The organism is Mesorhizobium sp. M0618 (assembly GCF_040320765.1).
Classification (GTDB): Bacteria; Pseudomonadota; Alphaproteobacteria; order Rhizobiales; family Rhizobiaceae; genus Mesorhizobium.
This window is the reverse complement of sequence record NZ_JAMYQH010000016.1, coordinates 60,270-73,224: the sequence shown is the minus strand read 5'-3', so window position 1 is coordinate 73,224 and position 12,955 is coordinate 60,270. Positions and strand designations below refer to the sequence as shown.

Genomic DNA, 12,955 nt, shown 5'->3' with positions numbered 1-12,955 from the left:
CATCCTAGGGCGGAGCGACGCGAAGCGGAGCGCAGACCCTAGGATCCATGCCGTGACGACAAGGAAAATGCAGCGGTGCAGAATTCTGTTCCGCTGCATTCTTCGGCAGATGTCGCGGGATGGATCCTCGGGTCTGCGCTGCGTCGCTGCGCTCCTTGCTCCGCCCGTGGATGACGACGAGAGAGATGTTTATCCCGAGGTTTGCGATCTGCCGCCGAAAGAGGCTATAGATTCTCGCTGCCAATAGCTTCCAACCCATGTCGAGGGACTAGCAACACATCTGTTCGAGCGGAAACCCTGCCATGCTTCAACGGCATCTGGTATATGACTAGCGAAGCCATCTAGCGAGTAGTGCCCTTGAACTGGCATCTTAAGGACGCGAAGAACAATCTGTCGAAATTCGTACGGCAGGCGCGGGAACAAGGGCCACAAACCATCACGGTGCGCGGAAAGCCAACTGCTGTCGTACTCTCCCCCGAGAACTACGACCGACTGGTCGGCGCAACATCTTCGCTTGCGGAATATCTTCTCTCAGGTCCCGTGTGGGATGACGACTTCGTCGAGGAGGTCAATCGCCGCCCGAAGACGAAGATCCGAGTTATAGACTTATAATCCGCATACTCATGCGAACCTCGTTCGGTGAATGCAGCGGGCGCTTTCTGATGGCGGCATTAGATGCGGTGAGGGGTTATAGGCCAACTCGGCGGGCTCGTTGAGCCAGCAATTGGAAACGAAACGTACCGTTCCTATTTGGTTTGCGTCATCACAAACTCTCTGGAGCCGCCACCATGCGTTACAATCAGCTTGGAAATACGGGGATGTTCGTCTCCGAAATCTGCCTCGGCACCATGACCTTCGGTGCTGCCGGTGAAAATGCCCAATGGGGCCTGATCGCCAGTCTCGACCAGAGGGGCGTCAACGAGATCGTTGCCCATTCGCTCGCCGCCGGCGTCAATTTCTTCGATACGGCCGACGTCTACTCCTTTGGCGAATCCGAACGGCTGCTCGGCCAGTCGCTCAGGGATCTCGGCGTGAACAGGCAGAATGTGGTCATCGCCACCAAAGCCCACGGCGCCATGGGCGACGGTCCGAACCAGCGCGGCTCTTCACGCGGCCACATCATGGATTCGGTCGATGCCAGCCTGAAGCGGCTGCAACTCGACCATATCGATCTTTACCAGCTGCACGGCACCGACACCGTGACGCCGATCGACGAAACGCTGCGGGCGCTCGACGATCTCGTTGCCAGCGGCAAGGTTCGCTATGTCGGCGTCTCCAACTGGGCGGCATGGCGCATCGCCAAGGCGCTCGGCATCGCCGAGCGCAAGGGCTTTGCCCGTTTCGAGACCGTGCAGTCCTACTATTCGATCGCCGGCCGCGACCTCGAGCGCGAGATCGTGCCGCTGCTCAACGAGGAGAAGCTCGGCCTGATGGTGTGGTCGCCGATGGCCGGTGGCCTGCTCTCCGGCAAGTACGGCCCCGGCGCGCCCGGCAATGGCGAAGGCCGCCGCGCGTCCTTCAACTTCCCGCCGGTCAATGAGGACCGTGCCTGGGCGGCCGTTACCGTCATGCGCGAAATCGCCAAAAAGCATGATGTCAGCGTCGCCACGGTGGCGCTCGGCTATGTCCTGGCCAAGCCCTTCGTGATGAGCGTCATCATCGGCGCCAGCCGCATGGAGCAGCTGGAGCAGAACCTTGCCGCGACGGAAGTGAAGCTCGACAGCGACGATCTGCTTCGTCTCGACGAGGTCAGCGCCCTGCCGTCCGAATATCCCGGCTGGATGCTGGAGCGCCAGGCAGCGGGCCGCCGCCCGGCGCCGTTCACGCCGAAAGCATAAATACAGCCCACGCTGACATCCCGGGAGCCGTGGCTCCCGGGATGTCAGGTCAGCCGGACGCTCTCACCCAGAAAATCGAGAAAGGCACGCACCCGCGCCGGCAGATGCCGGCCCTGGCCGACATAGACGGCGTGGGTGGGCTCCTCGTCACCGGGATTGAATGCCTCCAGCAGCGACACCAGCCGACCGGCGGCGATATCGGCCGCCACATGCCAGTGGGCCAGCCGGGCGACGCCCGCGCCCGCCAGCGCCATCAGCCGCATCGCCTCGCCATCGCTGACCAGCGTGTTGCCGGTGATGGGAACCATGATGGCGCGGCCGTCCGCGTCGAGGAACGGCCAGCCATCGATATGCCTGACGAACCCGAAGCCCATGCGGTTGTGCCTGTCGAGATCCGCTGGCGTCAGCGGCGTGCCGTGCGCCTCCAGATAGGAAGGTGCTGCAACGACGACCACCGGGCTTTGCCCGAGCTTGCGCGCCACCAGCCGTGACTCACTCAGCGGCCCGGCACGGATGGCGACATCGGCCCGTTCCGCCATTAGGTCGATGACGCTGTCGGTCAGCACCAGATCGACTGAGATTTCGGGGTAGCGTTCGAGGAACCGAGGCAGAAGCGGGATCAGCCGGTGCACTCCGAAGGGCACGTAGCTGTTGACGCGCAAACGTCCGCGCGGTGAAGCACCCGCCGCTGCCTCCTGCTCGGCCGCCGCCATGTCGGCGAGGATGCGCAGGCCGCTGTCGTAGAAGGCTGTGCCTTCCGGCGTCAGTTGCAGCTTTCGCGTCGAACGGCTGACCAGCCGCGCGCCAAGCCGGGCCTCCAGCCGCGCGATCAGCTTGCTCACCGCCGATGGCGTCATGCGCAAGGCGCGTGCGGCAGAGGAAAAACTGCCTTCCTCGACAACGCGCACGAACACTTCGATCTCACCGGAGCGATTGATGTCGGGTCTGGCCATTTGTGAATCTATTTCACAGAAAATGTGCCCAAGGCAAGTCTGGTTCACAATGCGTCGCAGCACGATCTCACGGGTCGGGGCGCGGGACGGCGCTCTTCCTCATCGAAGTGGAAATCGCCATGCCTCTTGCTCTTTACGCCCTTGCCGCCGGTGCCTTCGGCATCGGCGTCACCGAATTCGTCATCATGGGTCTGCTGCTCGATGTCAGCAAGGATCTCGGCGTTTCGATCTCGGCCGCCGGCCAGCTCATTTCTGGTTATGCGCTCGGCGTCGTCATCGGCGCGCCCCTGCTGACCATCGTCACCGGCAACTGGCCGCGCAAGACCGTGCTTCTGGCGCTGATGGCGATCTTCACGCTTGGCAATCTCGCCTGTGCGTTGGCGCCCGACTACTGGACGCTGATGGGCGCCCGCATCATCACCGCCTTTGCCCACGGCACATTCTTCGGCGTCGGCTCTGTCGTCGCCACCGGACTGGTCGCACCCAACAAGAAGGCTTCGGCGATCGCGCTGATGTTCACCGGCCTGACCATCGCCAACATCCTCGGCGTGCCCTTCGGCACCTGGCTCGGCCAGGCCTTCGGCTGGCGGGCGACCTTCTGGGCGGTGACATTGGTCGGTCTGGCGGCCTTCGCCGTCATCCTGGTTCTGGTGCCGCGCAGCCAGACGGCTCCCGAAAAGAGCGATCTGCGCGCCGATCTCGCCGTTTTGCGCCGCACCCCCGTCCTGCTCGGTCTCGCCACCACCGTGCTCGGCTATGCCGGTGTCTTCGCCGTCTTCACTTATATCGCTCCGCTGCTGACCGAGATCAGCGGCTTTAAGGAAGCGGCCGTGTCGCCGATCCTGCTCGTCTTCGGTGGCGGCCTCATTGCCGGCAACTTGCTTGGCGGCAAGGTCGCCGACCGCTGGCTGGTGCCGGCCGTGCTGGGCAGTCTCGTGGTGCTGGCCCTGGTGCTCGCCACCATGACCTTCGCCATCCACAGCCAGGTGATGGCCGTCATCTATGTCGGTCTGCTCGGGGCCGCCGCCTTCGCCACCGTGGCGCCGCTGCAAATGTGGGTGCTGGAAAAGGCACAAGGTGCCGGCCAGAGCCTCGCCTCGTCCTTCAACATCGCCGCCTTCAATCTCGGCAATGCGGCAGGTGCCTGGCTTGGTGGTGCGGTGATTGCCCATGGCCTTGGCCTGGGCTCACTCACCTGGGTCGCCGCCCTGCTGCCGCTCGCGGCACTCGGTGTGGCGGGGCTGGCGCTGCGTCTCGATCGCACCGCCACGCTCGGCGAGCCTGCCTCCATCCGGTCGTGACCGTCCTCTGCAAACCCGCTTTCCACACCCTTCGTTCCACAGGAGCAAAAAGATGGACTACCGACGTCTCGGTGCATCGGGCCTGAAAGTGCCCGCACTCTCATTTGGCGCGGGAACCTTTGGCGGTTCCGGCCCGCTGTTCGGCGCCTGGGGCAACAGCGACGCCAGGGAAGCGCGGCGGCTGATCGACATCTGCCTGGAGGCCGGCGTCAATCTGTTCGATACTGCCGACGTCTATTCGAACGGCGCCTCGGAAGAGGTGCTTGGCGAAGCGATAAAAGGCCGCCGCGATGCCGTGCTGATCTCGACCAAGACCGCGCTGCCGATGGGCGATGGGCCGGCCGACTATGGCTCGTCTCGGTCGCGGCTGATCAGATCCGTGGATGATGCGCTGAGGCGCCTCGGCACCGATTACATCGACCTGTTGCAACTGCACGCTTTCGACGCCGGGACGCCGATCGAGGAGGTCTTGTCGACGCTGGACGAACTCGTGCGCGCCGGCAAGCTGCGCTATGTCGGCGTCTCCAATTTCTCCGGCTGGCAGGTGATGAAGTCGTTGGCGCAAGCCGACAGCCAAGGCTATCCACGCTATGTCGCGCATCAGGTCTACTATTCGCTGGTCGGGCGCGACTATGAATGGGAGCTGATGCCGCTCGGCCTCGACCAGGGCGTCGGCGCGCTGGTGTGGAGCCCGCTTGGCTGGGGCCGCCTGACCGGCAAGATCCGCCGTGGCCAGTCCTTGCCGGAAAAGAGCCGGCTGCACGACACGGCAAGCTTCGGACCGCCGGTCGAGGACGAGCATCTCTATCGGGTGATGGATGCGCTCGATGCGGTGGCGCTGGAAACCGGCAAGACCGTGCCGCAGATCGCCATCAACTGGCTGCTGCAGCGCCCGACCGTGTCGTCGGTCATCATCGGCGCCCGCAACGAGGAGCAGTTGCGCCAGAACCTCGGCGCCGTCGGCTGGACCTTGACGCCGGAGCAGATGAAAAAGCTCGACACGGCGAGCGAAATTACCGCGCCCTACCCCTATTTCCCCTATCGTCGCCAGGAAGGTTTCGCCCGGCTCAACCCGCCGGCGGTGTGAGCACTGGCGTTGAAGCTGCCAATCCCCCCTTGCGGGGGAGATCGGCTGTACCGCGTTCAGTGCAGCACGAACTCACCATCCACCTTGCGCCATTCATTCGGCGCGATCAGCTTCTGGTGGGTATAGCTGATCGAATGCAGCGGCCCGTCCAGCTTGGCCTTCCAGAATTCGATGAACTTGATCAGCACCGGAAACTTCGGCGCCAGATCGTAGTCCTGCCAGATGAAGCTCTGCAGCAGATGCGGGTGGTCGGGAAAGTGATAAAGAATCTTGGCCGTGGTCAAGCCATAGCCTTTGAGCATCAGGTCCATTTCGGCATGGTCGCGCATGACGGTCCCCAGGTTGATTCGCCTGTCCTCCCACGGCTGATTGTGCGCGCCGCTGATTAACCGTCTATTGATTTTTTCTTCATCTGAACCGGCTTTAGCATGCGAAAACATGCAGTTAGCAGCGAACCCCTCCGAGTGCTGACAGCCTCGGAGAAGCTACCTGCGGCATCCCGCCGCGCGAATCCAACGTCTAATGTTGCCGTAACGGCGGAACTGGTAATAATGCCGCCGAATTCGCGGCCGTGTCGCCGCGATCCCGCCGACATTTCAAGCCGGCGACGATTGGTTCGGGAGGAAAGTCAGGAATGTCCGAGGTTCATGTCCATCGCGTCCAGCCGGCGTGGAAGAAAAACGCGCTGATCGACAATGACACCTACCTGAAATGGTATGCCGACAGCCTCAAGAACCCGGACAAATTCTGGGGCAAGCACGGCAAGCGCATCGACTGGTTCAAGCCCTACAGCAAGGTCAAGAACGCCTCCTTCGACGGCAAGGTCTCGATCAAATGGTTCGAGGACGGACTGACCAATGTCTCCTACAACTGCATCGACCGGCACCTGAAGAAGCGCGGCAACCAGACCGCCATCATCTGGGAAGGTGACAATCCCTACGACGACAAGAAGATCACCTATAACGAGCTCTACGAGCATGTCTGCCGGCTCGCCAATGTGATGAAGAAGCACGGCGTCAAGAAGGGCGACCGCGTCACCATCTACATGCCGATGATCCCGGAAGCCGCCTATGCGATGCTGGCCTGCACGCGTATCGGCGCCGTCCATTCGATCGTCTTCGGCGGTTTCTCGCCGGATGCGCTGGCCGGTCGCATCGACGACTGCAAGTCGACCTTCGTCATCACCGCTGATGAAGGCCTGCGCGGCGGCAAGCCGATCCCTTTGAAGGAAAACACCGACAGGGCGATCGAGATCGCCGCGAAGGCCGGAACGAAAGTCGAAAAAGTGGTGGTCGTGCGCCGCACCGGCGGCAAGACCGGCTGGGTTTCCGGCCGCGACGTCTGGTACCACGACGAGATCGCGACGGTGAAAGCCGAATGCAAGCCCGAGAAGATGAAGGCCGAGGACCCGCTGTTCATCCTCTACACATCGGGCTCGACCGGCAAGCCGAAGGGCGTGCTGCACACCACCGCCGGCTATCTCGTCTACGTCTCGATGACCCACCAATATGTCTTCGACTACCACGACGGCGACATCTACTGGTGCACCGCCGATGTCGGCTGGGTCACCGGCCACAGCTACATCGTCTATGGCCCGCTCGCCAATGGCGCCACCACGCTGATGTTCGAAGGCGTGCCGAACTATCCGTCGCAGTCGCGCTTCTGGGAAGTCATCGACAAGCACAAGGTCAATATCTTCTACACCGCGCCGACGGCCCTGCGCGCGCTGATGGGCGCCGGCGATGCGCATGTCACCAAGACGTCGCGCAAGTCGCTGCGCGTGCTGGGTTCGGTCGGCGAGCCTATCAATCCGGAAGCCTGGGAGTGGTATTTCAACATCGTCGGCAACGGCAAGGTTCCGATCGTCGACACATGGTGGCAGACCGAGACCGGCGGCATCCTGATCACGCCGCTGCCCGGCGCCACCGACCTCAAGGCGGGTTCGGCGACACGGCCCTTCTTCGGCGTCAAGCCGCAGCTGGTCGACGGCGAGGGCAAGGTGCTGGAAGGTGCCGCCGACGGCAATCTGTGCATCACCGATTCCTGGCCCGGCCAGATGCGCACCGTCTATGGCGATCATGATCGTTTCATCCAGACCTATTTCTCGACCTACAAGGGCAAGTACTTCACCGGCGACGGCTGCCGCCGCGACGCCGATGGCTATTACTGGATCACCGGCCGCGTCGACGACGTCATCAACGTCTCCGGCCATCGTATGGGCACGGCCGAGGTCGAATCCGCACTGGTCAGCCACGACAAGGTTTCGGAAGCCGCCGTCGTCGGCTATCCGCACGACATCAAGGGCCAGGGCATCTACTGCTACGTCACGCTGATGGCCGGCGAGCAGCCGAGCGAGGATCTGCGCAAGGAGCTGATCGCCCATGTCCGCAAGGAGATCGGGGCCATCGCTTCGCCCGACAAGCTCCAGTTCGCGCCCGGCCTGCCGAAGACGCGCTCCGGCAAGATCATGCGCCGCATCCTGCGCAAGATTGCCGAGGACGATTTTTCAGCGCTCGGCGATACCTCGACGCTCGCGGATCCGGCCGTCGTCGATGATTTGGTCGCCAACCGGCAAAACAAGAAGAGCTGATGATGCAGGCCGCGCTCGGCACTGTCAGTGAACTCTGGCGCTATCCGGCGAGTTCGCTTGCCGGCGAGCGTCGGGAAACAATCTCGGTCGATATCGAGAGCATCGAGGGCGACCGCATGTTCGGCCTCGTCGACGCGTCCGACAATGAGATCGCGCGACCGGACCGCGACCCGAAATGGCACAAGGTGCCGCGCATCCGCACCCGGCTGTCGCCGACCCTGGAACTCGAGATTGCCGTTCCCGGGGACAACTGGCTGGCTGCGCCAAGTATCGAGAGCGACCGCGCGGTGTCGGCCTATCTCGGCTTCGAGGCCTCGATCCGACCGTTTCGCCGCGAGAATGCCGGACCTGACTATTCCGGCCCGCTGACCGCGGAGCGCTACCGCAAGGCGCCCATCCATCTGTTGACCACCGCCTCGCTGGCACGGCTCAAAGCGTTGCATCCGGAAGGGGTCGCCGACCCACGCCGCTTCCGCCCCAACATCGTCGTCGACATGACGGCAATCGAAGGGTCGTTTCCGGAAACGGAATGGATCGGCCGCAAGCTTGCCATCGGCGATCTCCTGCTGACTGTCTCCGAACCCTGCCGCCGCTGCGGTTTCACCATCGTCGCCCAGGATGGCTTCGACCATGATCCGGCGATCCTGCGCAACCTGGTCCGCCACAACGCCCACAATCTCGGCGTCTACTGCACGATCGACCGGCCGGCGCGCGTCGAAGTCGGCGACGCGATGCGCTTCGTGTAAGCTATCGATACAGATCTGCCCGCGTCGGCGGCAGGCCGCTTGGGCCGCGCGCGCGCTTGGTGACGACGGTCTGGAAAATCTGTGCCGAGGCACGTTCGAAGGTGATCGAACAGCCGGTCAGGTAGAGCAGCCATAGCCGCGCCCTGGCCTCGCCCACCTCGGCGATAGCCTCGTCGAAACGCGCGTGCAGGCGCTCGGCCCACAGGCGACAGGTGCGGGCGTAATGCTCGCGCAGATTCTCGACGTCGTAGACCAGGAAGCCGTGCGCCTCGAGATTGCCTGTTGTCATGCCGATCGTGTCGAGTTCGCCGCCGGGGAAAATGTATTTGATCAGCGCCTTGAACTCCGGCCCCTTGCGCAGGGTCTTCTTCATGTCGCCCTTTCTGCGCCTGGTGATGGCGTGATGCAGATAGATGCCGCCGGGCTTCAGCAGGCGGTGGACAGTTGAGAAATAGGTCGCGTGGTTGGCGAGCCCGAGATGCTCGAACATGCCGATCGACGAGATCTTGTCGAACGAGCCGGTGAGTTCGGCATAGGATTTGATCTCGATGGTGATGCGGTCCTCCAGACCCTCGGCGCGGATGCGTTCACGGGCAAGATTGGTCTGGGCCTGCGACAGCGAGACACCGTGGCCGATGACGCCATAGTTCTTCGCGGCATGGATGAGCATCGCTCCCCAGCCACAGCCGATGTCGAGCAGTCGTTCGCCAGGCTTCAGCCGGAGCTTGCGGCAGATATGGTCGAGCTTGTCGATCTGCGCTTGATCGATGCTGTTGGCGAAATCCTTGAAGTAGCCGCAACTGTAGACCATGCGCTCGTCAAGGAAGAGCCGGTAGAAGGCGTTCGAAATGTCATAGTGATGCTGGATCGCCTCCTGGCTCGAACCGCTGACATAGGGATTGCGCCCCGACAGATCGGTCCGCGCCGTCATCTGCCTGCGTGCCAAAAGCACGGAAGGCAGGTCGCGCAGGATCGCCATTTTCGGCAGCGATTTGAGCTTGGTTCTGAGCTTGCCTTGCGACGGCAGGGCGTAGAAGTCGAAAAACGTCCCGTCTTCGATATCGATCGTCTTGGAAATCCACATTTCGATCAGCGTCGACAGGGATGGTCGCTTCACCACCTGCCAGACGATGTCCTGGTCGTTGATGGTGAGCACTGGACCCGTGGCGGGGCCGATCCGCTCCCCGGTCCACAGCCTGACGGCAAAGCCCGGTTTCAGCGTCTCGACAACCGTCCGCACGATCCGCGCCGCTCTCTCGGCTGCCTCCATGCATCCCTCCCACAGGGGCCGACCCGGATTGCCGGCTCGGCTCTATGCCATGATCTTGCCTGCCCGGCCGACAGCCCGCAACCCAGTGTCGTGCCAAAAGCACCTTCCCACTTTTTCAAACCTGCGCCTTGTCTTTTGCTGCAACGCACCCCATCATGAGTATGTGTTCAACAAATCGAAAGGAGGTGATCCGATGTCGAGTGATTTCGTTTTCCAGAACGTGGCCTCAGCGGATTGCACTTTCGGGAAGCAGTCTTCCCGTTAAGGCGCGAAATGCGCGGCGGGTGACCTCATAGGTCATCGCCATAGGGCCGCGCCACGGACGGAAACACGGAAGGCCGCCGGCTTCGAAAGAAGCGGCGGCCTTTTCCGTTTGCGGACTAGACTACTGGGTCAATGCGACCTTTTCGGTGTTGCGGATGATTTCCTGAAAGGCGTCGTCCAATTCGGCTCCGGTGGACACGTCGAAGAAATGCCTCTTGGCGGCGGAGGCGTCCTTCGATGAACAGTCCTTCAGCACCGCCTTTGCCTGGTCCCGCTCGGTTGCCGACATGTCCTTGTTGTTCAGATCGAAGCCGATGGTGAAAATCTCGATGCCGTCATTTTTCATGTTGCCGCACAGCGTTCCGGCGTTGCCGCGCGCAAGGTTGCCCTGGCTGTTGTAGCTGTCCCCAGCACCGGCGAAGGCGGTATTGAATTGGCCATCGGTCATCAGGATCGCGACCTTGGCGATCTTCTTCGGATCGGCGTCCGAGGCGCCTTTGCCGAGACCGGCATTTCTGATCGCAGTGCGCCATTGCGGCGACAGCATATAGTAGGTCCACTGAATGGCGATCGCGCCGGCCGTGTAGCCATCGGCCTGGAAGTCCTCGATCGATTCAAGCAATGCATCGGAATCGGCGGTCAGCGGGATCACTTCCGCATCAGGGCACCTGTTCATGTCCCCGCCGAGATGATCGTCCCGATTGACCAGGGCATAATATTTCTTGCCTTCCTTGTCGGTGCGAACCGTGTCTGGGCCGTCGGCGCTCATATCCGCGTTGCCGTTCTTGTCCTTGCGCTCCGTGGCGCAGTTGTCGGGATGTGGCATCGCCGCGCCGACGATGGAGATGTAGTCGCTGAAGGAGGGCAGCAGATTTTTGCCCGTCTTGGCGACGAGAAGCGGACTGCCGGCGACGGGTGGCAGTTCAGAGCTCCCTTGCTTCTCGGCATAGACGTTTTCCGCCAGCTTGCCGGCGTTCACACCTGATGCGTAAGGCACAATCGCGACGCGGATGCGGGGGTTCTTCGGATCCTGGTTCTGCAGCATCGTCCGGACGGCGTTTTTTGCAGCAGCTTTCAGATCGCCGATTTTGTCGACCTTGCCGCGCTTCCTCATCGATCCGGTCACATCGAGCATCATCGCCACTTCGATGGTCTTGTCCGAATAGAGCGCCGTCGTGGAGGCGGCGACGCGTTTCATGTCGCCCGTGCCAAAAATCGGAAAGTACAGCGCGACATCGACATGGGCGTCGGCCTGGACCGTCTTGGCGGTCTTGTTGACAGTCAGCTTGTCGAGTACGATCTGGTCGGCCTGCAGAATGCCTGCCTGGCTGTTGGCGTCGAGAAAGGCCTGCACCGATTTGTTGGCATCGGCTTCCTTGATGACACCGGTCGTCAGGTCGCGTGCCGTCGACGTGACCGCGGCGTCGACCACGCCCTGAAGGCTCGTTTTCGCATTGTAGAGCTGCGATACGTTGACCGAAAAGCCCACGGCCAGCGCCAAGACCGAGGCGCTAAGGCCGAACAGGACTGCGAAATTTCCACCGCGATCCCTGGCGAACCCGCCAACCGCGAGAACAAGACCCCCGTAATTCCGCATCCTACAGCCTCCACTCGCCTCGGCCTCGTCGCCGCGGAAAGGGCAATGCAGGATTCCCGCCGGATGACGCCCTAGCTTGGCGGAGAGCTGGCTTTCCAGTAGCAAGTCATTGTTTTTGTTAAATCTTGGAACCAACAAAGGTGAACGGTTGGTAAACGGGAACGCGCCGTGGCGCTGGCGTTTACCAGCCGCTTACCATGATCTGGCCCGAGGCACCGCGACGCCGTCGACGGCGTCCTGTTGCGGCACAAGCTCACTGTGCCGAAGCGGACCATGTGTCCCGAAAGTTGCGGCCGGAGAAAACCTCCTGACCACCCTGGAGCAGTTGCAACGGTAGGCCTCGCGACTACGCCAGCATCTGTGCGCTGACGGTCCTGTCGATGCCGTGGTAGGGCGGGTTGAACAGATTGCCTTGCTGTTCGTAGGTCCACACCTTGAACAGGCTGAGCCGGTGGGGGCCGAAACTGTGCAGCAGCGGCACGTCGGTGGCGTCGCGGCCGCGGGCGATGACGATACGGCCGATTCTCGGCGTGTTGTGGCGAGGATCGAACGTGTACCATTTGCCGTCGAGGAACACTTCCAGCCACGCCGAGAAGTCCATCGGCGCCGGATCGGCTGGCACGCCGATATCGCCGAGATAGCCGTTCACGTAGCGTGCCGGAATATTCATGCAGCGGCAAAGCGTGATCGCCAGATGGGCGAAGTCACGGCAGACCCCGACGCGCTCCTCATGCGCCTGCGCCGCGGTGCGGGTCGAGCGCGCATAGCCATAGCCGAACGAGAGCCGGTTGTGGACATAATCGACGATCGCCTGCACGCGCGCCCAGCCGGACGGAATGTCGCCGAAGAGCTGCCAGGCCAGGCTGCTCAGATGATCCGTCTCGCAATAGCGGCTGCCGAGGAGATAACCGAGAACTTCGTCGGGCAGATCCGCCACCGGCACTTCCCTGGCCAGGGTGTTTACCTCGTCCGTCTCGCCGCTATCCTCTACGACCGCGTCGTACAGGATGCGAAAACCACCGGCGGGCGCTGTGAAGCGTCGGCAGGCATTGCCATGCAGATCGTGGTACAGCCTTGTCGGCACCGCGGGCGAGGTCAGCACCCGCGTCTGCCGCTTGATGTCGGCCTGCCTATCCCGATGGATCTCGAGCACTGAAATCACCGGCGTGGCGGCTACGCATTCGATGGCGATTTCGTAGCCGAGCCGGATCAGCATCGTTGGTCCCCCTTCGATCGTTGCTGTGAGAAGCAGTCTTTCCCAAACGCCCGGAGGATACCGTGGTTCCCCGGGCCGAGCGAAAAGCACGCC

Annotated in this window: 11 protein-coding genes; 6 read left to right on the top strand and 5 right to left on the bottom strand. The window is 62.4% G+C overall.

Features of this window, described 5'->3' with window-relative positions:
• The first annotated feature begins 357 nt into the window (after nt 1–357).
• Nucleotides 358–612, top strand: coding sequence for a type II toxin-antitoxin system Phd/YefM family antitoxin (locus NKJ04_RS18250; RefSeq protein ID WP_352677010.1), 255 nt, complete (start codon nt 358–360; stop codon nt 610–612).
• 176 nt (nt 613–788) lie between these two features.
• Entirely contained in the window at nt 789–1,838 is a 1,050-nt protein-coding gene (locus tag NKJ04_RS18245) for an aldo/keto reductase (RefSeq protein WP_352677008.1), read from the top strand.
• 44 nt (nt 1,839–1,882) lie between these two features.
• Here the strand turns inward: NKJ04_RS18245 and NKJ04_RS18240 are convergent, their stop codons facing one another.
• A complete protein-coding gene (locus NKJ04_RS18240; RefSeq protein ID WP_023811745.1) occupies nt 1,883–2,791 on the bottom strand; it encodes a LysR family transcriptional regulator in 909 nt (302 codons plus the stop codon).
• 119 nt (nt 2,792–2,910) lie between these two features.
• On the opposite strand from NKJ04_RS18240, the gene NKJ04_RS18235 reads away from it, so the two are divergent.
• Both NKJ04_RS18235 and NKJ04_RS18230 read left to right on the top strand, forming a co-directional pair.
• Nucleotides 2,911–4,092, top strand: a complete 1,182-nt coding sequence (locus NKJ04_RS18235; protein ID WP_352677006.1) for an MFS transporter — start codon at nt 2,911–2,913, stop codon at nt 4,090–4,092.
• Between the two features lie 52 nt (nt 4,093–4,144).
• On the top strand, nt 4,145–5,179 hold the full coding sequence (locus NKJ04_RS18230; protein WP_352677004.1) for an aldo/keto reductase: 1,035 nt from the start codon (nt 4,145–4,147) through the stop codon (nt 5,177–5,179).
• A 56-nt stretch (nt 5,180–5,235) separates the two neighbouring features.
• Here NKJ04_RS18230 and NKJ04_RS18225 read toward each other — a convergent pair whose 3' ends face one another.
• Nucleotides 5,236–5,508 carry an usg protein gene (locus NKJ04_RS18225; protein WP_013529022.1) on the bottom strand — a complete coding sequence of 91 codons (273 nt, stop codon included), beginning with the start codon at nt 5,506–5,508 and terminating at the stop codon, nt 5,236–5,238.
• A 305-nt stretch (nt 5,509–5,813) separates the two neighbouring features.
• Here NKJ04_RS18225 and acs point away from each other — a divergent pair, with 305 nt between their 5' ends.
• Both acs and NKJ04_RS18215 read left to right on the top strand, forming a co-directional pair.
• A complete protein-coding gene (gene acs, locus NKJ04_RS18220) occupies nt 5,814–7,769 on the top strand; it encodes an acetate--CoA ligase (protein ID WP_352677002.1) in 1,956 nt (651 codons plus the stop codon).
• A gap of 2 nt (nt 7,770–7,771) precedes the next feature.
• Nucleotides 7,772–8,515: an MOSC domain-containing protein gene (locus NKJ04_RS18215; protein WP_352555461.1), complete on the top strand. Its 744-nt coding sequence runs from the start codon at nt 7,772–7,774 to the stop codon at nt 8,513–8,515.
• Nucleotide 8,516: 1 nt separating this feature from the next.
• On the opposite strand, the gene NKJ04_RS18210 is transcribed toward NKJ04_RS18215, so the two are convergent.
• The 3 genes from NKJ04_RS18210 to NKJ04_RS18200 form a co-directional block, all read right to left on the bottom strand.
• Nucleotides 8,517–9,785, bottom strand: coding sequence for a class I SAM-dependent methyltransferase (locus NKJ04_RS18210; protein ID WP_352677000.1), 1,269 nt, complete (start codon nt 9,783–9,785; stop codon nt 8,517–8,519).
• A 385-nt stretch (nt 9,786–10,170) separates the two neighbouring features.
• Nucleotides 10,171–11,646: a TadE/TadG family type IV pilus assembly protein gene (locus NKJ04_RS18205; RefSeq protein ID WP_352676998.1), complete on the bottom strand. Its 1,476-nt coding sequence runs from the start codon at nt 11,644–11,646 to the stop codon at nt 10,171–10,173.
• Between the two features lie 346 nt (nt 11,647–11,992).
• A complete protein-coding gene (locus tag NKJ04_RS18200) occupies nt 11,993–12,862 on the bottom strand; it encodes a transglutaminase-like domain-containing protein (RefSeq protein WP_352676996.1) in 870 nt (289 codons plus the stop codon).
• Nucleotides 12,863–12,955 lie beyond the last annotated feature (93 nt).

Excerpts from the sequence above, each read along its gene's own strand:
- NKJ04_RS18235 (WP_352677006.1), top strand. The coding sequence starts at position 2,911 with ATGCCTCTTGCTCTTTACGCCCTTGCCGCCGGTGCCTTCGGCATCGGC.
- NKJ04_RS18200 (WP_352676996.1), bottom strand. The coding sequence starts at position 12,862 with ATGCTGATCCGGCTCGGCTACGAAATCGCCATCGAATGCGTAGCCGCC.
- NKJ04_RS18230 (WP_352677004.1), top strand. The coding sequence starts at position 4,145 with ATGGACTACCGACGTCTCGGTGCATCGGGCCTGAAAGTGCCCGCACTC.
- NKJ04_RS18210 (WP_352677000.1), bottom strand. The coding sequence starts at position 9,785 with ATGGAGGCAGCCGAGAGAGCGGCGCGGATCGTGCGGACGGTTGTCGAG.
- NKJ04_RS18240 (WP_023811745.1), bottom strand. The coding sequence starts at position 2,791 with ATGGCCAGACCCGACATCAATCGCTCCGGTGAGATCGAAGTGTTCGTG.
- NKJ04_RS18205 (WP_352676998.1), bottom strand. The coding sequence starts at position 11,646 with ATGCGGAATTACGGGGGTCTTGTTCTCGCGGTTGGCGGGTTCGCCAGG.
- acs (WP_352677002.1), top strand. The coding sequence starts at position 5,814 with ATGTCCGAGGTTCATGTCCATCGCGTCCAGCCGGCGTGGAAGAAAAAC.
- NKJ04_RS18215 (WP_352555461.1), top strand. The coding sequence starts at position 7,772 with ATGCAGGCCGCGCTCGGCACTGTCAGTGAACTCTGGCGCTATCCGGCG.
- NKJ04_RS18245 (WP_352677008.1), top strand. The coding sequence starts at position 789 with ATGCGTTACAATCAGCTTGGAAATACGGGGATGTTCGTCTCCGAAATC.
- NKJ04_RS18225 (WP_013529022.1), bottom strand. The coding sequence starts at position 5,508 with ATGCGCGACCATGCCGAAATGGACCTGATGCTCAAAGGCTATGGCTTG.